17 protein-coding genes are annotated in these 19,564 nt (G+C 63.1%); all 17 read right to left on the bottom strand.

The genetic code is table 11. The features are described 5' to 3' along the window. Nucleotides 1-197 precede the first annotated feature (197 nt). Nucleotides 198-1,544: an erythromycin esterase family protein gene (locus K9B37_RS02655; RefSeq protein WP_224311258.1), complete on the bottom strand. Its 1,347-nt coding sequence runs from the start codon at nucleotides 1,542-1,544 to the stop codon at nucleotides 198-200. Between the two features lie 112 nt (nucleotides 1,545-1,656). Then, nucleotides 1,657-3,402: a M14 family zinc carboxypeptidase gene (locus tag K9B37_RS02650; RefSeq protein WP_224311257.1), complete on the bottom strand. Its 1,746-nt coding sequence runs from the start codon at nucleotides 3,400-3,402 to the stop codon at nucleotides 1,657-1,659. Next, nucleotides 3,399-4,256 (bottom strand): ABC transporter permease, encoded by an 858-nt coding sequence (locus tag K9B37_RS02645; RefSeq protein ID WP_224311256.1) that lies wholly within the window; start codon nucleotides 4,254-4,256, stop codon nucleotides 3,399-3,401. The genes K9B37_RS02650 and K9B37_RS02645 overlap by 4 nt, the downstream gene beginning before the upstream one ends. 5 nt (nucleotides 4,257-4,261) lie before the next feature. After that, nucleotides 4,262-5,182 carry an ABC transporter permease gene (locus tag K9B37_RS02640; protein ID WP_224311255.1) on the bottom strand — a complete coding sequence of 307 codons (921 nt, stop codon included), beginning with the start codon at nucleotides 5,180-5,182 and terminating at the stop codon, nucleotides 4,262-4,264. Between the two features lie 106 nt (nucleotides 5,183-5,288). After that, nucleotides 5,289-6,812, bottom strand: coding sequence for an ABC transporter substrate-binding protein (locus tag K9B37_RS02635; RefSeq protein WP_224311254.1), 1,524 nt, complete (start codon nucleotides 6,810-6,812; stop codon nucleotides 5,289-5,291). A 27-nt stretch (nucleotides 6,813-6,839) separates the two neighbouring features. Next, on the bottom strand, nucleotides 6,840-8,720 hold the full coding sequence (locus tag K9B37_RS02630) for an ABC transporter ATP-binding protein (RefSeq protein ID WP_224311253.1): 1,881 nt from the start codon (nucleotides 8,718-8,720) through the stop codon (nucleotides 6,840-6,842). A 167-nt stretch (nucleotides 8,721-8,887) separates the two neighbouring features. Then, nucleotides 8,888-10,153, bottom strand: a complete 1,266-nt coding sequence (locus tag K9B37_RS02625; protein ID WP_224311252.1) for an aminopeptidase — start codon at nucleotides 10,151-10,153, stop codon at nucleotides 8,888-8,890. A gap of 77 nt (nucleotides 10,154-10,230) precedes the next feature. Further along, complete coding sequence (modC, locus tag K9B37_RS02620) at nucleotides 10,231-11,343, bottom strand: molybdenum ABC transporter ATP-binding protein (RefSeq protein WP_224311251.1); 1,113 nt, start codon at nucleotides 11,341-11,343, stop codon at nucleotides 10,231-10,233. Continuing rightward, the gene (gene modB, locus K9B37_RS02615) at nucleotides 11,340-12,038 is read right to left on the bottom strand and encodes a molybdate ABC transporter permease subunit (RefSeq protein ID WP_224311250.1); all 699 of its coding nucleotides are present in this window, start codon (nucleotides 12,036-12,038) and stop codon (nucleotides 11,340-11,342) included. The genes modC and modB overlap by 4 nt, the downstream gene beginning before the upstream one ends. Then, the gene (modA, locus tag K9B37_RS02610; RefSeq protein WP_439651668.1) at nucleotides 12,035-12,856 is read right to left on the bottom strand and encodes a molybdate ABC transporter substrate-binding protein; all 822 of its coding nucleotides are present in this window, start codon (nucleotides 12,854-12,856) and stop codon (nucleotides 12,035-12,037) included. The genes modB and modA overlap by 4 nt, the downstream gene beginning before the upstream one ends. Nucleotides 12,857-12,905: 49 nt before the next feature. Further along, complete coding sequence (gene msrQ / locus K9B37_RS02605; protein ID WP_224311248.1) at nucleotides 12,906-13,562, bottom strand: protein-methionine-sulfoxide reductase heme-binding subunit MsrQ; 657 nt, start codon at nucleotides 13,560-13,562, stop codon at nucleotides 12,906-12,908. Beyond that, entirely contained in the window at nucleotides 13,562-14,506 is a 945-nt protein-coding gene (gene msrP / locus K9B37_RS02600; protein WP_224311247.1) for a protein-methionine-sulfoxide reductase catalytic subunit MsrP, read from the bottom strand. Before msrP ends, msrQ begins: the two co-directional genes overlap by 1 nt. A 127-nt stretch (nucleotides 14,507-14,633) precedes the next feature. Then, nucleotides 14,634-15,704 carry an ABC transporter ATP-binding protein gene (locus K9B37_RS02595; RefSeq protein ID WP_224311246.1) on the bottom strand — a complete coding sequence of 357 codons (1,071 nt, stop codon included), beginning with the start codon at nucleotides 15,702-15,704 and terminating at the stop codon, nucleotides 14,634-14,636. A 29-nt stretch (nucleotides 15,705-15,733) separates the two neighbouring features. Then, a complete protein-coding gene (locus K9B37_RS02590; RefSeq protein ID WP_224311245.1) occupies nucleotides 15,734-16,435 on the bottom strand; it encodes an N-acetylmannosamine-6-phosphate 2-epimerase in 702 nt (233 codons plus the stop codon). A gap of 10 nt (nucleotides 16,436-16,445) precedes the next feature. Further along, nucleotides 16,446-17,285 (bottom strand): carbohydrate ABC transporter permease, encoded by an 840-nt coding sequence (locus tag K9B37_RS02585; RefSeq protein WP_224311244.1) that lies wholly within the window; start codon nucleotides 17,283-17,285, stop codon nucleotides 16,446-16,448. A 5-nt stretch (nucleotides 17,286-17,290) separates the two neighbouring features. Next, complete coding sequence (locus tag K9B37_RS02580; RefSeq protein ID WP_224311243.1) at nucleotides 17,291-18,223, bottom strand: carbohydrate ABC transporter permease; 933 nt, start codon at nucleotides 18,221-18,223, stop codon at nucleotides 17,291-17,293. A 57-nt stretch (nucleotides 18,224-18,280) separates the two neighbouring features. Next, nucleotides 18,281-19,528, bottom strand: a complete 1,248-nt coding sequence (locus K9B37_RS02575; protein ID WP_224311242.1) for an extracellular solute-binding protein — start codon at nucleotides 19,526-19,528, stop codon at nucleotides 18,281-18,283. Between the last annotated feature and the right edge of the window lie 36 nt (nucleotides 19,529-19,564).

Here is a 19,564-nt window from a genome sequence, read left to right as displayed (position 1 = left end):
GGCCTGCCGGGGCAAGGCGGGCAAGGTCGCCGGGTGCCCGTCATTCCGGGACGGCCCTCTGGGCCGGGCCCGGAACCCATAGACACAGTCGCCATGGGATAAGGCGCAGCGGCTGCCATGATCCCCGTTCTGTAAAGCTCACGATTATGGGTTCCGGGCCTGGCCCTTTGGACCATCCCGGAATGACAGCGAATTCCTCAAAGCCCGAACGGATAAGTTTCGGGCATTCCTTCTCCATGGGCCGCCGTGAGCGGCGTGACGGCCTTGGTTTCCTCGAACCAGACGAGGGCATCGAACTGCTCGGGCAGGATCGCCTCGAAATAATGGCTGTAGAGCTCGGTTTCCGGCCGGTAGATCACGCCGATCGCGCGCTCCAGGCGCGGCCGTGAGAGGGCCTCGCGCAGGCTCAAGCGGTCATTCCCGCGCCAATCGGTTAGGAAGCGGCCAAGACCGGCGTCGCGGAAGATTCGCTCATGGCTGTCGGACCGCGCCGGACGCACATCCATGATCTCCATGGCGGCATCCCAGTCGCTCGCCGCCGCGACCGTGCCGCGATCCGTCCCGAAGCCGATCAGCACCGCCTCGTCCCGATAGGCCGTCCGGCAGAGTTCGCCGATGTTGAACTCGCCCTGCCAGCCCATGGCCGTCGCGGCCGCGTTACCGATATGGGAATTGTGCGCCCAGACAACCGCCCTCGCCTTCGTCCCACGCCGGTCGAGCAGGTTCTGGAGTGTATCGAACATGTGCCGGTCGCGCAGGTTCCAGGACTCCGTCGCACCCTCGTACATGATCCGGTAATAGTGCTCCGCCGCATGCACGATCTTGGCGTTCTGCACGGCGTCGAAGAAAGCCTCGCCCCCATCGGCCTTGAGGTACTCCAGCCTTTTGTCGAGCATGTCCTGAAGCTGCGTGAGGAGCACCTGATCGCAAGGCTTTTTCTGTCCCTTGAGAACTGCGCGGCCATAACGTGCCGGATCCGACTGCCAGGGGCTGAGGCAGCCATAGCGCGCCCTCGCCTCCTTCGCAGCTTCTGGATCGACCTTATCGAGATAATCGAGAACGGCCCCGATCGAATTGTTGAGGCTGTAGACGTCGAGACCGCGGAATTCGGCACGTTCCTGCTCCGGCGCGTCCCTGTTGTGGTCACGCAGCCAATTGACGAAATCGGCCACCTCCTCGTTGCGCCACATCCAGGAAGGAAAGCGCTGAAATGCGGCATCGTCGCCTTGAGGAACGTGGCGGTGCCGCGCATAAGCGTCGATGCGGGCAGCATCCGGCCAGTCCGCCTCGACGGCAACGATGGTGAAGCCATGGCGTTCGATCAGCCGACGCGTGATGGCCGCGCGGGCCCGGTAGAATTCCGAAGTGCCATGCGTTGCCTCGCCGAGAAGCACCACTTTCGCGTCTGCGAAGCGGTCGAACATGGCCCCGAAGGCCTCGATATCCTCCAGATGCGGCAAAGGTTCAGCGCTCGACCTGACGGCTCGGATGGTTTCTTCGAGCGTTGCATCGCTCTCGCGCTGCTTCCAGGAAAGGCCGGCCATGATCCGTCTCCGCGAGGTGCGGGCCGGAGCGACGGTGGCGTCCGGCCTTTTCAATCTCTAACGGAGGGTCAATCAGCCTGTTCCGACCAAAATGCCGCACATAACGCCGCGATCAGACGGTCTGCGCCATTAGCGCAGCGAACGCCTCCTCCGCAGCCAGGACGGTCGTCATCTGTACCGTATGAGCGAAGCGGTAGGGATCGCCGTAGATCGTCTCGTCCGGGAATTCTGTGATGAGCGTCAACGGGGTCGGATGACGTTCCTCGGCGGTGATGAGGCAGGGGATGTCGTTGATGATCTCGTAGGGCTTTCCGCCGGAATGGATCACACAGATCTCGATCTGGCGCCGATTGAACTCGGGCAGTCCCGGGATGGCCTGAAGCTGCTTCGTCACCGCCTCGATGAGCGCGCGCGCGGTCTCGCTCCAGGACGGATGATGGCGCATGATCAGGAAGAAGCCCTTCGGGATCGCCCAGAGCTCGAATCCGCGCGGCAGATAGCCAGTGAACGGCCGCGTCCACTCATGCGCCGGATAGCCGTGGAGATTGACGTGAAGCTGCGCGCCCGACAGCTCCAGCGCCTGCAGTCGGGCACCGATCTCGTAAGTCGGATTGCCACGATCGAACTCCACGTCGCTGCCGAGGGAGGTATAGCGCGCCGCGTGATGCATATGGCGCGGATTGGCCATGCAAAGACGGCCGTGGAGCGCATAACCGTCCGGATTCTCCACCGCGATCAGCGCGAGATTGGCCTCCGGATCGGCGAGAAGACGCCGCGCGGCCCGCAATGCACCGACAGGCGCCGAGGTTTCGTTGGCATGTTGTCCGGCAGAGACCAGCACGGCCGGGCGCGATCCTGCCCGATAGACGCCGCGCACCGGCCGCCCTTCCCGAGAAATCCCCTCGAAGGTCTCGCCTGGAAGGCTTGCCAGTTCGCGGTAGATCTGCGGCAGCCCCGGAGCCGAGTCAGCCGTCTCAAGCACCTGCTCGCGCCGCTCTGGATCCTGCGGGCGCGCGAACGCCTGCAGCGAGACACGCACACGGGCGTCGCCCTCGCCTGCCCTGATGTCCGGCACGATCTGGCCAGGCTGCACGCTGCGATCTTCCGGCGGTCGTCCCGACTTGTGCTTGAAGAACTCAAGCAGGGAAAAGTAAAAATCCTCGTGTAGCGCCTCGCGCGTGCTCATGACCTCGTCGTCATAGCCGAGGGAGCGCTCAATTCCTCCAATGCCCACGTCGATGACGAGGCTTTCGGCATAGGGCTCTTCCGCCGGCCAGGCATGAGCTGCAACGGCCTGCATGACTTTGAGGAAAACCGTCTCGATCTCGGTTTCCACGGCCTCGTCAATGTCCGGTCGGCCCGGGCAGCCCGATGCCTTGATCCAGCCGGTCGGGCACAGATCGACGAGGTCCAAGTGATTGGGACGAAGACGGTTCGGCGCGAAAACTTCGTGCTCGACCGTACGGCCGTCGCGATATGTGGCGACGACCTGGTAGGCCAGCGTATCATCGCCGGGCGTAAAGACGGTCTCGATGCCGTCGAGCATGGCCGCCAGGGGATAGGCCTCCGACAGAAACCGGATTTTGTCTGCCTGCGGATGAACCGGATATTTCACCTCCACACGCTGGAGGCCCGCCGTTTCGATCTCCTCGAGAAACGCATGCACCAAAGGCTTGTAGGCGCTGCGGAAACGCGCGGTCACGCCGGCCTCGGCGAGACGAGTCTCAGCATCGCGCCGCGCCGCTTCGTCCTCGAACACCCAGACATCGAGCAGCGCCCCGCGCCTGTCCTGCGCGGACCATTCGGCCACAAGAGCATCGAGAGTCCGCGGCACCCGTTCGTCGAGCAGAATGGTCATTTCGTGGCTTGTCCTGTGGGATCGAGATAGTCGCGCAGCCAGTCACCGAGGAGGTTGAGGCCGAGCACCGTGAACATGATGGCGAGACCCGGAAACACGCTGACCCACCAGGCCGACTGAAGATAGGTGCGGCCGTCGGCGAGCATGCCGCCCCAGCTCGGGATCAACGGATCGACGCCGAGCCCAAGGAATGTCAGGCTGCTTTCGAGAAGGATGTTGTTCGCCACGTTGAGCGTCATGAGGATAACGATCGGGCCCAGGACATTGGGCAGGATGTGCTGGAAGATGATGCGTCCATTGCCGACGCCGATGGCACGGGCGGAGAGAATGAACTCCCGGTCGCGAAGCGCGAGCACGGAGCCGCGCACGAGGCGGGCGTATTGCACCCATTGCGCGACGATCATGAAGAAGATCACCTTGTCGACCCCTGTGCCGAGGATCGCCAGGAACATGATCGCGATGAGGATGAAAGGCAGCGCGAGCTGGATGTCCGCGAAGCGCATCAGCACGATCTCGGCGATGCCGCGATAATAGCCCGCCACGAGACCGACGAGCGTTCCCAGCACGACGGCTCCCATGACGGAGAGCACGCCGACGGTCAGCGAGATCCGTCCGCCGACGATGACGCGCGCCAGCACATCGCGCCCCAGTGGATCGGTTCCAAGGAGATGCGCCGGATTCTCGAAGGGCGGCAGAAGCCGCGCCATCAGATCCATGCTCTCGCCGCCGTCCGGGAACAGGAAACCGGAGAAGAGGACCGCGAGCGTCATGCCGCCGGTCAGGATGACGCCGAGAACGAGTTCGAAGGATCGAAACCGCCGACGCGAGGCAGGTGCGGCCTGGGCTACTGCCATGAGCGTCACTCCGTCCGGATGCGCGGATCGATCAGCCCGTAGGCGATATCGACCAGGAGGTTGATGAGAACGATGAAGAGCGCGAGAACCGTGATCGATCCCTGCAGGACCGGATAGTCGCGGGCGGAGATCGCGTCGAAGGCCAGCGTTCCCATGCCGGGCCAATTGAAGACCCGCTCGACGATGACGATACCACCGATGAGGCTGCCGAACTGAAGCCCGATATAGGTGACAAGGGGAATCGCCGAATTGCGCAGGGCATGCTTGTAGAGCACGACCCAGTCCTTCAGCCCCTTCGAGCGGGCGACCATGATGTATTGCTGGGAGAGCGTCTCGAGCATCGAGGTGCGCACCAGCCGCACATTGGTGGCCGTGAGGATGATCCCCATGGTCAGCGCCGGCATGATGAAGCTCTCGGGCCCCTCCATGCCGCTCGGCGGCAGGAGTCCGAGTGTGATGGAGAAGAACAGCACCATCATGATGGCCAGCCAGAAATTCGGGAACGACAAGCCGACGAGAGAAAGAATGCGGATGAGTTGATCCGGCCAGCGGCCACGGTTCACGGCGGCATGGACGCCGAGCGGCACCGACAGGACGATGGAAAGCAGGAGCGATGCAAAGGCCAGGAGCAACGTCGCCGGAAGCGCCTTGGAAATCAAAAGGGATACAGGCGTGCCGCCCATGAAGCTGCGCCCGAAATCCCCGACCAGCAGGCCTTTCAGGAATGCGAGATATTGGACGTAAAAGGGACGCTCGAGACCAAGCGCCTGGCGGATATTCTGCAGGTCCTTCTCGGTGATGTTGCTGCCGCCGGCCAGCATCACCGCAGGATCGCCCGACAGCCGAATGGCGAAGGATACGATCAGCGTCACGGCGAGAACCACGAAGATCGCCTGCAGCAATCGCTTGAGAATGAAGCCCGCCATGTGGTGATCCGGTTCTTGTTCTTGTCCCGAAGCGGCCCCGCTCGCGCGGGGCTCGCTCTTGTCATTGATCCATGAACGGGGGCGCTAAAGGCCCGCGCTGAGGACCTTACTCCACCGTCGTTTCCGTGAAGCGGAAGCGGCGATCCGCCGGAGCGTCGAAGTTCTTCACCCGCTTGTTCACGCCGTAGATGGTGTTCTGGTTGTAGAGCGGAATTTCGAGTGCTTGGTCGGCCACGTAGCGGGCGATCTCCTGCAGGATCTTCTCGCGCTCCTTCACGTCGTAGATGCCGCGCTGCTTCTCGAGCATCGCATCGAGCTTGGGATCCTTGTCGTAGGGATTCCACTTCTCGCCCGAGTGGTACATCAGGTAGGCCGTGTTGTCGTAATCGAACGTCCAGCCGCCCCAGGCATTGTGCCAGGCTTCGTCGGTCTTGCCGTTCGGGATGATGTCGTTGAGCAGGACCGGCGTCTCGTAGGGCTGGAGCGAGGCCTTGAGGCCCAGGGCCTGGAGATAGCCCGCCGCCGCCTGCGCCACCTCACGGAAGGTCGCGTCGTTGCCGCGGAAGTCGATCTTGATCGGCGCGCCGGCCGCCACGCCAGCCTGCTGGAGCATCTGCTTCGCCTTGGCGAGGTCGAAGGACAGCGGCTTCAGATTCGGATCGTAGCCGAAGGAGAGGTCGGCCTGGAAGCTGGCGATCGGCTTGGCATGGCCGAGCAGCACCGCCTTGATGATGGCGTCGCGGTCGATGCCGGTGATCAGGGCCTTACGGACATTCACGTCCTTGGTGATACCGTTCTTTGTGTTGAGACGCAGCGCAACGACGGTCGGGCCGGTGATGCTGATGAGGCTGAGCTTCGGATCCTTCTCCACCGTTGGCGCAAGGCCGAAGGGGATAAGGGTGGCGACATCGAGCCGCCCCGCCTGGAGCTCGGCGATCTGCGTATTGGCCTCCGCGATCATGCGGAAGACGAGCTTGTCGAGCTTCGGCGCCCCGCCCCAATGGTCCGGGAAGGCTTCGAGGGTCAGGCTGACCTTGGGCTCGTAGCTGACGAACTTGTACGGCCCGGTGCCGACCGGATGCGTGTTGAAGTAGTCGTCGCCCTTCTCCTGAATGTATTTCGGAGGAACGATCATCGCGCCATAGCCGGCGAGCTTGGTGAGCAGCACCGGATCGGGCTGCTTCATGACGAAGTCGACCGTATTGGCGTCGACGACCTCCACATGATCGATGGAGGTGTAGTTCGACTGCTGCGGTCCCTTCTTGCCCTCGTCTCCAAGCAGGCGGTCGAAGGTGAACTTCACGGCATCGGCATTGAAGGGCTCGCCGTTCTGAAACTTCACGTTCTCGCGCAGCTTGAAACGGATGCGGCCGTTGTTGTCGAGGAACTCCCAGCTCGTCGCGAGGCCGGGCTTGAGCTTCATGTCGGCGCCGCGGGCGGTGAGGCCATCGAAGATGTTGTTGGCGGCGGACGACCAGTCGACCACGAAGGTGTCGATCGGATCCCAGCTGCCGGGATCGAGGGCGATGGCGACGCTCATCGTTCCGGCAGCCTGCGCCGGCGCCGCAAGCGGCGCCAGGGCGACCGTGGCCGCGAGGCCGAGCGCCTTGAGGGTGGTCGACATTTTCATTTCTGTTCTCTCCTCTGAAAGTTTTGGTCAGGCGGCGCCGCGGAGCTGATCCGACTCGATCGCAACCCAATGGCCCGGTTCGACTTCCCGCATGCGATGAATCGCAGGCTCCTGCCCGACCGGGCGGACGGGACTCGGGATCTCCCCTTCGATACGGGTTTTCGCCCGCTCCCGCTGCGGATCGGCGATCGGCACGGCCGAAAGCAGCTTCCGCGTATAGGAATGCTGCGGGTTCTCGAACACCGCCTGACGGGTGCCGATCTCGACGATCTGGCCGAGATAGAGTACCGCAACGCGGTGGCTGATCTTTTCAACGACCGCCATGTCGTGCGTGATGAAGAGATAGGACAGGCGCCGCCGCTCCTGCAGCTCCATCAGCAGGTTCACGATCTGCGCCTGGATCGACACGTCGAGCGCCGACACCGATTCATCGGCAATCACGAGCTTCGGATCGCTCGCCAGTGCACGGGCGATGCAGATGCGCTGGCGCTGCCCGCCGGAGAATTCGTGCGGATAGCGCTTGGCGTGCTGCGGCTGCAATCCGACCTGCTCCAGCAGCTCATGGACGCGACGCTCGATGGCCTTGCGGTCCTTGATGAGGCCGTGGACGACGATGGGCTCGGCAATGCTGAAACCGACCGTGTGGCGCGGATCGAGCGAGGCGAAGGGATCCTGGAAGATGTACTGGATCTGCTGACGCAGCCGGCGGCGCTCGGCAGGCGTCATCGCATTCATGTCGCGGCCGTCGAAGCGGACCGTCCCGCCCGTCGGCTCGACGAGCTGCTGCAAGGTCCGGCCGATGGTCGATTTGCCGGAGCCGGATTCACCCACCAGCGCCAGCGTCTCGCCCGGATAGATGTCGAAGCTGACCTCCTCCACGGCATGGACACGATGCGTGACGCGGCCGAAGAAGGTTTTGCCGACGTCGAAGCGAGTGGTGAGCTTCTCGACCTCCAGAATCGGCTTCGCGTAATCGGCCGTATCCTGAATATGGGTCGTGCCTGTCTGCTTCGGCACGCCGCCATCCATCACCGTGACGGGCGTGCGCTTCGGCAGAGGCTGTCCCGTCAGGCTGCCGAGGCGGGGAACGGCGGACAGAAGCGCACGCGTGTAAGGGTGCTTGGGTGCGGCAAAGATCTCGCGCACCGGGGCTTGCTCGACCTTCTCCCCCTTCCACATCACGACGACGTCGTCGGCCATCTCGGCAACTACGCCCATGTCGTGGGTGATGAAGATGACGGCGGTGCCCATTTCGGCCTGGAGGTCGCGGATGATGTTGAGGATCTGCGCCTGGATCGTCACGTCGAGGGCGGTAGTCGGCTCGTCGGCGATGAGGAGCTTCGGACCGCAGGCAAGCGCCATGGCGATCATAACGCGCTGGCGCATGCCGCCGGAGAGTTGATGCGGATAGCGGTCGAGCAGCTTGTCCGCATCGGGCAGCCGGACCTTCTGAAGCAGCTCTCGCGCGCGAAGGCGTGCATCGCGGGCGTTCAACCCTTCGTGGAGGGACAGCGCCTCGCTGATCTGGTTGCCGACGGTGAAGACCGGGTTGAGCGACGTCATCGGCTCCTGGAAGATCATCGCGATATCTTTGCCGCGGATTTCCCGAAGTTTGGCGTCGGATGCATCGACGAGATCGATCGCCGGCCCCGTCGATGGACGAAACAGGATCTCGCCGCCGGCGATGCGTCCGCCCGTATAATCCGTCAGCCGCATGATTGCGAGAGACGTAACGGATTTGCCCGAGCCCGACTCGCCGACAATGGCAAGGGTCCGGCCGGGCTGGACATCGAAACTGACATCTTTCACGGCTCGGAAAGGGCTCGAACCCGAACCGAATTCGACGGAAAGGGAGCGGACCGACAGAAGCGGAGCGTCATGCCGCTGGGAGGAAGATGGGTTATCCATGAATCCTGCTCATCGAAAGGCCGCTCATACCGACGTCGAGCGGCCGTACCTTTTAGATACCTCTCCACTTCGCAGTGACCACCTATCACCGTCAAGCCCGGCAGCCCGGTGGGCGGGCAATAATACGCTCAAATGAGCGAGGTGCGACACCGGGCTCGCTTCGAGCGTTACGCCGTTACCCACTCGCCCCCGCGCATGAGCGGCTCGGAACGGCCATCGGCCGTGATTCCGTCGACATCGACCTGACCGGAGCCGATCATCCAGTCAATGTGAATGAGGCTCTTGTTCGCGCCGCAGGAAGCAAGCTGCTCCTCGCTCATCTGGCCGCCGCCCTTGATGCATTTGCTGTAGGCTTGGCCTAGAGCGATATGGCTCGAGGCGTTTTCATCGAACAGCGTGTTCAGGAAAAGAAGCCCGCTCTGGGAAATCGGTGACGAATTGGGCACGAGAGCGACCTCGCCCAGTCGGCGCGCGCCCTCGTCGGTTTCCAGAACCTTTTTCAGAACCGCCTCACCAGTCCGCGCCTTGCTCTCGACGATCTTGCCGCCTTCGAACCGGACCTGGATGTCTTGGATCAGGGTGCCCTGGTAGGAGAGCGGTTTCGTGCTCGTCACCATTCCGTCGACCCGATCCTTGTGCGGAGTGGTGAAGACCTCCTCGGTCGGAATATTGGCATTGCAGACGATGCCGTTCTTGGCCTTCGCCGAGCCGCCATTCCACTCGTGCCCATCGGCGAGGCCTACTCGCAGATCGGTGCCGGGTCCCTTGAAATGCAGCGCCGCATAGTTCTTGGCATTCAGCATTCGAGTGCGCGTCTGGAGGTTGGCATTGTGCCCCTGCCAGGCCGCGATGGGATCCTTTGCGTCGACCCGGGAGGCGGCGAAGATCGCGTCCCACAGCTTGGCCAGCGCGACATCCTCCGGATCGTTCGGAAACACGGCCTTCGCCCAGGCGGGCGTGGCCGCGGACACGATGGTCCAGTTGGTGTCGAAGCCGGCGATCAGGTTCAGGGCCGGCATATAGGCCTTCGAGCGCGCCCGGTTGGCGCGGGAGACCTTTTCCGGATCCTGCTGCGCCAGAAGCGAGGGATCCTCACCGACGATCGCCAGGCGGGCAGCCCCGTTCTTGAAGGCCGAAGCCATGCCCTCGTAGAGCCAGGCGGAGGCGGCATCGAACGTCTCCTCGTGACCGTAGCGGAACCGCATGAGCGTCGCTTCCTCGTCCGAGAAGAGGGTCGTGACCAGCGAGGCACCGGCCTTGTAAGCATGCTCCGTAATCCGCCGCGCGAGGGCGACCGTCTCCAGAGGCGCCGTCATGACGACCTCCTGGCCCGGCTTCAAGCCGAGGCCGACCCGCACGGCCACCTCGGCCAGCCGGTCGAGGCGCTGCTCATGAGTCGTGGCTTCGGACGGGTTCCGGAATTGATCGTTCATGACCTGCCTCTTGGAATGCAATTTGGAATGGAATTTTCCCGGCGCAAGCTACACCCCCTGGCCCGGCGTGCAACCCTTTAAGGGCCGTCCTCGCCACGGGGCGCCTGCGTGACGACGTCCCTGTCCAGCGCGACGCTTTTGACGATGGCGTAGACCACAACGCCCGGCGCTAGGCCAAGGTCCTCGACCGACTTGCGGGTGACACGGGCCATGAGCCCCTGACCTCCACAATCGAGGCTCACGTCGACACCCGGCCCGCCCGACGCCGTCAGAGCAGTGATACGACAGGGCAGAACATTCAAGGCGCTCATCGCGTGGGGCTGTTCGAGGGAGAGGATCACGTCGCGCGCGCGGATGCGCACCCGCAACGGACAACCGGCAGGCAGCGCCAGGCGCGGAACCGTCAACGGACCCGCACGCGTTTCGAGAAGCGTGAGCGCAAACGCATCCTCATGACGCAGCACGCGTGTTTCGAGGAGAGCACCGGCTTCGGCGATGTCATGGTGCGGAAAGAGATCGCTGCGACGCAAGATTTCCGCGGCCTGCCCGGACGCCGCCACGCGGCCCTCTGAGAGCACCACCACCGACGTCGCAAGGCGCGCGATTTCCGGCACCGAATGGCTGACGAGCACGATGGGGACACGCCCGTCGTCGCGCAGCCGCTCGATATAGGGATAGATTTCCGCTTTCCTCTCCTCGTCCAGCGACGCGAGCGGCTCGTCCATGAGGAGCAGGAGCGGATCGGCCAGAAGCGCCCGGCCGATGGCGACCCTCTGCTTCTCGCCACCGGACAAGGTGGGAGGCCTGCGGGACAGGAGATGCTCGATGCCGAGCAGCGCCACCATGCGGTCGAAATCGGCGCGCCTGTCCTTCCGGGGCGTGAACCAGCGGCCGAAGAGAAGGTTCTGCCGCGCGGTCAGGTGGGGGAACAGACGCCCTTCCTGGAAGACGTAGCCGATCCGGCGACGATGGATCGGAACATCAATGCCTTGCCCGGCATCGAACAGCACGCGGCCATTCACCGAGATCCGCCCTTCCGAAGGGCGGACGAGACCGCCGATGGCATTGACCAGCGTCGTCTTTCCGGCACCGGAGCGTCCGAACAGCGCGGTCAGACGCCCTTCCGAATGGAACTGGGCATGAAGCGTGAAGCTCCCCTGACGATGCTTGATGTCGACGTCGAGGGTCATCCGACCGACAGCCTCCGCCGGACGCGCCGTGCCAGCCACTCAGAACCCCAGAGGGCCGCAAGCGACAGGAGGACGGAGACGAGGGTGAGACGAAGTGCGCCGCTCTCCCCGCCCGGGACCTGCGTGAAGGTGTAGATGGCCGACGGCAGGGTCTGCGTCTCACCGGGGATGTTGGACACGAAGGTGATTGTCGCGCCGAACTCACCCATCGCCTTGGCGAAGCTAAGCACCATGCCAGCGAGAATGCCGGGCAGGATCAGGGGGAGGGTCACGAGCAGGAAGACAAAGATCGGATGAGCGCCCAGCGTCTCCCCTGCTCGCTCGAGCTTGCGATCCACCGCCTCGATGGACAGCCGGATGGCGCGGACCAGGAGGGGAAAACCCATGATGGCGCAGGCCAGCGCCGCGCCGGTCCAGCGGAAGGAGAACACGATGCCGAAATGCTCCGCCAGAAATGCACCGACCGGCCCGCGGCGACCGAAGGTCAGCAGAAGAACATAACCCACCGCCACCGGCGGAAGAATCAGGGGGAGATGAACGACGGCGTCGAGAAGGTGACGTCCCCAAAAGCGTCCGCGGGCCAGCAGCATCGCAACGGCGATCCCTGGCACAACGCTACCAACCATCGCGGTCGTGGCGACCTTCAGGCTTAAGGTAACCGCTGACCACTCTTCAGGGGAAAGCCACTCGCTCAAGAACCCGAGACCGGCTTATCGATGATGGAGAACCCTTGCTGCTCGAAGAAGCGCTTCGCCTTCGCAGAACGCAGGAAATCGAGGAAGCCTCTTGCATCCGGGTTCGTGGAGGCTTTGGTCAGAGCGATGGGATAGGCAATCGGCGGATGGCTTCCTTCGGGAAAGGTCGCAACGATCCTGACGCTCGGATCGGACGCTGCATCCGTGCGGTAGACGATACCGAGCGGCGCCTCGCCCCGCGCCACAAGAACCAGCGCAGCGCGGACGTTATCGACCTGCGCGATGCGATCCTTGACACTGTCCCAGAGACCCAACTTCTCCAGCGCCGCCTTGCCGTATTTTCCAGCCGGAACGGCCTCCACCTGACCCATCGCCAGGCGCCCATCCTTCAAGGCACCGACGAGATCGGCGTTTGGACCAAGAGTGAGGTCGCGGGCATCGTCCTTAGGGGCGACGAGCACGAGGGCGTTGCCGAGAAGGGTAATGCGCGACCGCGGCTCGATCAGGTTCTTCGAGGCGGCATAGTCCATCCAGTCGAGATCCGCCGAGAAGAAGAGATCGGCTGGCGCTCCCGCTTCGATCTGCTTGGCCAGAACATTGCTGCCGGCATAGGAAATGACCGCCTTCTTTCCCGTCTCGCGCTGCCAGGCGCCAGCGGCATTGTCCAAGGAGTTCTTGAGGCTCGCGGCCGCAAAAACCACGACGCTTCTCTCCTGCGCGACCATCGGAAGCGAGGCGCTGAGCAGGACCGCGGCGGCGATCAGCACAGACCGCAGAAAGCCTGTTCCGGTGTCGAAAGCGCGTTTCATGAGGTCCATCCTATCGCCGAAGGTCCGCCCATATCCTAACGGAGCGGTCCACGGGGCTTCAAGCGGCGCGACGGGGGGAACGGGGCTGCGGTGCGATCTTCCTGTAGAGGGATCGGATGAGGCGGTATCCCAGCAGGGCGAGGACGATGGCCGTATAGACCAGCGGCTCCGGCGGCCAGGACTTCACGACCAGCAGGAAATGGAGCACCGCGCCGATGGCCGCGACGTAGACGAGACGGTGTATCTTCGCCCAGACCTGCCCGCCGAGCCGGCGGATCGCGGCATTGTTCGACGTCGCTGCCAGTGGGATCAGAATGATGAAGGTCGCCATACCGATCGTGATGTAGGGCCGCTTCACGATATCCGCCCAGATCGCTGCGAAATCCAAACCCTGATCGAGGACGAGATAAGTCGTGAGATGCAGGACTGCGTAATAAAAGCAGAGCAGGCCCAGCGCACGCCGATAGCGCAGCAGATTGACGTTGAGGATCTGGCGCAGGGGCGTGACGGCGAGCGTCGCCACCAGGAAGCGCAGGGCCCATAACCCCAGCGACTGCTCCAGGTAGCGCATGGGATCGGCGCCGAGATTGTCGTTGATGCCATGGTAGAACAGCCACGCCGCCGGAATGAGGCCGACGAGGTAGAGGGCGATCTTCGGCACCTGGGGAACGGCAAAGCCGCTCTTCGCCGCTCCGCGCGGGCTGCGGGCGTCCATCAGTAGAACTTCCGGAGGTCCATGCCGGAATAGAGCTGCGCCACCTGCTCGGCATAGCCGTTGAAGAGAAGCGTCGGCCGGCGCTTCACGAAGAGCCCGCCCTCCCCGATCCGCCGCTCGGTCGCCTGGCTCCAGCGCGGGTGATCGACGTTCGGATTCACGTTAGCGTAGAAGCCATATTCGTCCGAAGCCTGCTTATTCCAGGACGTTACAGGCTGCTTTTCGACAAAGCTGATCCGCGTGATCGATTTGATGCCCTTGAAGCCGTATTTCCACGGCACGACGAGGCGAATGGGAGCGCCGTTCTGGTTCTGCAGCCGCTCTCCGTAGAGACCGACGGCAAGAATAGCGAGCGGGTTCATCGCTTCGTCCAGGCGCAATCCCTCCACGTAGGGCCAGTCGAGAACCGGGAACATGGATTGCAGGCCCGGCATCTCCTCCGGCCGATAGGCCGTCTCGAAGGCCACGTATTTCGCGTTTCCGAGCGGCTCGACGCGCTTGATCAGGTCCGCCAGAGGGAAACCGTCCCAGGGGATCACCATGGACCAGCCCTCGACGCAGCGCATCCGATAGATCCGCTCCTCGAGGGTCGAGGACTTGATGAGATCCTCGACCGAGAACTCCCCGGGCTTGCCGACGAGGCCATCGACCTTCACGGTCCAGGGAGATGTCTTGAGGGTCTTGGCGTAGGTCGCAGGAGCGCCCTTGTCGACGCCGAATTCATAATAATTATTGTAGCTCGTAACGTCCTGGAGACTTGTGAGCTTCTCGTCCGTCGACAACGGGCTCTTCACCGTTTCCAAGGTCGCCGCCTGTCCCCTTCCGGAAAGGCCGGCCGCCAGCGCGAGGCCTGCGGCCCCGCCGAGAAGCTGGCGCCTATTGAGATAGACACTCCGAGGGGTGATCTCGGAGGGCAGGATGTCTGCGGGACGACGGATCAACACGACGGCACCTCGCTCGAAACCGAGTTAACATGGGTACACCCGAGCACGCCCAAGATGCTCTCACGTTTGCGTTATAGTGTCCTTTATCCCTCGGATTACCGCAGCATCACCGTTCTGTTCCCTAGCGTCAAAGGCCTGCGACGCGCTGCCCGCGCTCGTCGAAAAGATGCACCTGCCGGGCGACCGGCTGCAGCGCGACGGCCTCCCCCGGCCTGAGGGCGACCCGGTCCCGCACGACGATTGTCAGGTTCCCGCCCTCCGCCTTGGCGATCACGGTCGTGTCCGATCCCGTCGGCTCGACTACGGCAACCTCGGCCGGAATTGCACCGGGGGTTCCGGCCGGGACAATCTGCAGGTGCTCCGGGCGAACCCCGTAGGTCGCCTTCGATCCGGCCGGCAGCGCCGGCTGGCCGTCGAGGGACAGCACCGCGCCGCTGGGCAGGCGCAGCCCACCGTCCGTCAGGACACCATCGAGGAAGTTCATGGCCGGCGAGCCGATGAAGCCGGCAACGAACCTGTTTGCCGGGCGGTCGTAGAGCTCGAGCGGGGCCCCGATCTGCTCTACGATCCCGTCATGCATCACCACGATCTTGTCGGCCATGGTCATCGCCTCGATCTGGTCGTGGGTGACGTAGACCGTCGTGGTCTTCAGGCGCTGGTGAAGCTCCTTGATCTCGGCGCGCATCTGCACCCTGAGCTTGGCGTCGAGATTGGAGAGCGGCTCGTCGAACAGGAACACCTGCGGATCGCGTACGATAGCGCGGCCCATGGCGACACGCTGGCGCTGGCCGCCGGAGAGCTGGCGCGGATAACGGTCGAGCAACGGCAGGAGGCCGAGGGAGGCGGCGGCATCCTGAACGCGCTTCGTCTTCTCGGCCTGGGGCGTGCCCTTGAGCTTGAGCGAGAAGGCCATGTTGTCGGCGACCGTCATATGCGGATAGAGGGCATAGTTCTGGAACACCATGGCGATGTCGCGATCCTTCGGCGGAACGTCGTTCACGACTCGCGGACCGATGCGGATTTCCCCATCGGTGATGTCCTCCAGGCCGGCGATCATTCGAAGCAAAGTCGACTTTCCGCAGCCTGAAGGCCCGACGAGGATGACGAACTCGCCGTCGTCAATGTCAACGTCGACACCTTTGATGATGGCAACGGACCCGAAGGACTTCCGGATGTTGCGGATCGATACATTAGCCATGTTTCACTCCGTGACAGATCTGCGCCTTCTCACGGGGCGCTGGTGTTTTCCTCATACGCCCATGGCTGTGTTGCCTGAACGAACTTTTTCGTGATTTCGCGCGGATTGGTGATCGCCGTTCCGACCACCACCGCATGCGCGCCCCGCTCGAAGGCTGCCGCAACCAAGTCCGGTGTGTCGAAACGCCCCTCGGCCACCACGGGAACGGACACTGCCGCAACGAGGGCGGAGATCAGCTCGAAGTCCGGCCCCTTGCCATTCGTGGCGGCCGTCTCATCCGTGTAGCCGGACAGGGTGGTCGCCACATAGGTGGCCCCGAACGCCGCAGCGGCCTTTCCTTCCTCGAACGTCGAAACATCCGCGAAGACCTCCCGTCCGAGCTCCTTACGGATACGGCCGATGAGGTTTTCGACGGGCCCGCCGTTGCGGCGGCGCGGCGTAGCGTCGAGCCCGATGATATCGGCGCCCGCGTGGGCGATGCGCACGGCGCTCTCGAAGTCGGGCGTGATGTAGACCGGGAATTGGTCGTCGAAGACCTTGTCGATCCCGATGATCGGCATGGTCGTCAGCGCGCGGATGGCAGCAACGTCGTCCTTGCCGTTGGCGCGGAGCCCCTTCGCGCCGCCAGCCATCGCGGCACGGGCCATCGCTGACATGAAGATCGGTCCATGAAGCGGATTATCGGCGCGGGCCTGGCAGGAAACGACGAGCGCGCCCTTGGGGATATGCATGGTCGATCTCCTATTTCACGGCGCCGGCCGTCATACCCTGGATGAACTGGCGGGACAGCGCAATGTAAAGAAGCGTGATAGGAGCGGCCGCGATGGTGAGGCCCGCGAACAACATGCCCCAATCGGTGGTGTATTCACCCATGAAACTGGTCAGACCTTGCGGCAGTGTCTTTGCCGAGTCCGACTGGATGAACACGAGGGGAAAGAAGAAGTCGTTCCAGATCGGCACCGCGTTCTGGATCGCCGCGATCGCCATGGGCGGCCGCGCCAGGGGCAACATGACGGACCACATGATGCGCGGTTCCGATGCTCCGTCGATCCGCGCTGCGTCTTCCAGCTCGGCAGGAAGAGAGCGGAGGAATCCCGCCATGATGAACACCGCCGAAGGCAGTCCGATCGCCGTATAGGTGACGATCAGGGCCCAGCGGCTGTCGAGAAGATTGAGATCACGCAGCAAGATGAACAGCGGAATGACCGCGAGCTTCAGGGGCAGCATGAGCCCGGCGAGGAAGAACAGCAGCACGAAGGTGTTCGTCCGAGACTCGTAGCGTGCCACGGCGTAGCCGGCCATAGTGCCGAGCGCCAGGATGAGAATGATCGACGCGCCGGTGACGATGATCGAGTTCACGAAGTAGGTCGGCATCGACGTTTCGCCGAGCACCCGCGCGAAGTTCTGCACCTGCGTGAAGTCGGGCAGAGCGAAGGGATGCTCGAAGATCTCGCCGGTCGTCTTGAACGCCGAGAACACCATCACTACCACAGGGTAGAGCATGATGAAGGAGTTCAGGATCAGGATGATCTGAGCGAGAAACGCGAACGAGATGGGCTGTCGCTGTTCGGTCTGGGTCATGGCGGTCAAAACTGGATCTCGCGGCGGCGCAGCCACAGGGTCAGCATCGAGGCGAAGACCACGATGAAGAGGAACAGAAGCGTGGCGAGGGCCGAGCCCTGGCCGAAGTTCTGGATGCTGGCGCTCTGATTGCCGAAGGCCGTGCGGTAGAAAACGAGGCCCAGCACGTCGGTCGTGCCATAGGGCGACCCGTCGAGGCCCACCATCACGTAAGGAATTTCAAACCAGTTGAAGGCGCCGATAAAGAGAAGCGTGAACAGGATCGTCGTGCTCGGCGCCACGAGCGGCCAGATGACATTCTTCAAAAGCTGCCATTCGCTCGTGCCGTCGAGGCGTGCCGCCTCAATGATCTCGGACGGAATGCGCTGCATGCCCGCAAGATAGACGAGGGTCGGAAAGCCGACGAAGTGCCAGGCATTCGCCAGGATAAGGGCGCCAAGGGCGGTGGACGCGTCGCCAAGCCAGGGCTTGGCGAGGGAATCGAGACCCACCGTGAAAAGCGCCTGGTTCACGATGCCGAAATTCGGATTGAGAAAAAGCTTCCAGAGAAAGCCGACGATGATCGTCGACAGCACGACGGGAACGAAGACCGCCACGCGGTGGAAACGGAAGCCGAACGGCTCTTTGTAGAGCAGCCAGGCGAGGAAGAACCCACCGCCGTTCTGGATGATCATCAAGGCCACGAGCGCATAGACGTTGTGGAGGAACGCGTTCCACACCACCGGGCCCATGATCGGTCCGATCAGGACTTCCTTGAAATTGGCGAGGCCAACGAACTCACCCCGCGCCAGACCGCGCCACTCATAGAACGCGTAAGCGAAAGCCGAGAGGATCGGATACACCACGAACAGGGACATGAAGACGATCGGCGGGATGACGAGAAATGCCACCCAGCTGCGATGCTTCAGCGTTCGGGCCTGTTTCGGTGAGACGGGCATGAGCGAAAACTCTAACGGAAAAGGCGGCGGGCTTCCGGCCCGCCGCCATGATCGATCTTACTTCTGGAAAGGCTTGTAGTAGGTCGCAATGCCCTTGTTGATCTCGGCAGCGGCCTGCTCAGGGGTCTGCTGGCCGGCGAGCATCTTCTGCACGTTCGACTGCAGAAGAACCGATCCGCTCGGCTCCTGATAGCGGAAGTGCACAAGCATCAGGTACGACATGGAATGGTCGGCGAGCTTCGCCACATCCTGCGTGATCGGGTCTTCGATCTTGATGCCTTTGATCGGCGAGAGGTTCTTCAGCGTGTTGGTGAAGGCCGTGCCGTATTCGGGCGTCGCGAGGAAGCGCACGAATTTGACAGCCGCGTCCTTCTTCTCGGTCTTGGCATTCACCGCGTAACCGCCGTCATAGTAGGTCGCGATGAGCGCCTCGTCGCCGGCCTTCAGCACCGGAGCCGGGAAGACGCCGAGATCGAGGGTCGGGTTCTGACTCTTGAAGTTCGCCACCTCGTAGGAACCGCCGGCGAACATCGCCGCGCGGCCCGCCACGAAGAGCTGCTGCGAGGACGGATAATCGACGCCCGTGAAGTTCGGCGCGAAGTACTGGCTCACCTCCTTCAGCTTGGCGAGCGCATTCACGAAGCGCGGATCCGTGAAATTCGCCTTGCCGGAGACGATGTCCGCCTCGAACTGCTTGCCGATCATCGAGGACAGCAGGCCACCGACGATCGTCTCGTTCTGCCAGGCGGTCGCGGTGCCGTTCGAGAACGGATTGATGTTCTTTGCCTTCAGGGCCTGGCACAGAGCGATCAGCTCGTCCCAGGTCTTCGGCAGATTGAGGCCCGCGTCCTTGAGGATCTTCTTGTTGTAGACCACGAGCTGGGCCTGCATCGCGAAGGGTACCGCATAGACCTTGCCGTCGGAGCGCAGCGTCTCAGCGGCGAGCGCGGAATCCGGGAAGTTCGCCAGCTCCGGCACATTCTGCTTGTCGAGGGCGAGCAGGTAACCCGGCGTCGCGATCGCCTCGAGGTTGCCATAGGCACGCGCCTGGATCACGTCGGGGCCGCGGCCAGCCGCAAGCGCCGTGGACAGGATCGTCTGATAGTTCTCCGGCGCATAGGTCTCGAACTTGACCGAGATGTCCGGCTCCTTCTCCTGAAACTTCTTGATGACGTCCTGGTAGAAGGCCTTGTCCTCCTGACGCCAGCTCCAGAAAGTCAGCTCGGTCTTGGCCATGGCGGCCCCGGCCGAGAGAAGGTAGCCGCCCATGGCGACGCCCATCAGCATACGTCTCGTCAGATTCATCGTGAGTCCCCTCATTGTTGAGCTCTCCTCCTTTAA

This window comes from Microvirga puerhi (genome assembly GCF_020089865.1).
GTDB classification, from domain to species: domain Bacteria; phylum Pseudomonadota; class Alphaproteobacteria; order Rhizobiales; family Beijerinckiaceae; genus Microvirga; species Microvirga puerhi.
Note: the sequence above shows the minus strand (reverse complement) of the source record. Positions and strands in the feature narration are given on the sequence as shown.